Genomic DNA, 238 nt, shown 5'->3' on the forward strand with positions numbered 1-238 from the left:
GCATCGCATCAAAGGGAATATCTACCTCAACGGCAGCCAGTTTACCGGCTACGAGCAGGCATCCGGCTGGCCCTGGGACAGCCTGGGCGTCTGTTACAGTGCCCCGTCCAGCAGTATCACCCTGGAACACAACTGCGTTCAGGGCGCCTTATACAGTGACCGGCCACTGGGCCAACTGACCCGGCTTCATATCCCTGCCCATCAGCCCGTCAGTGCCACCAGCCTTGCCAAAGTCGTC

The 238-nt window shown here is 60.5% G+C and carries 1 protein-coding gene; it reads left to right on the forward strand.

Annotated features, from left to right (window positions below; genetic code table 11):
- Nucleotides 1–238 (forward strand): D-alanyl-D-alanine carboxypeptidase (locus ACYP03_RS27855; protein ID WP_459782918.1); only part of this gene is annotated, 238 nt, incomplete at both ends.

This window comes from Photobacterium sp. R1, assembly GCF_054600795.1.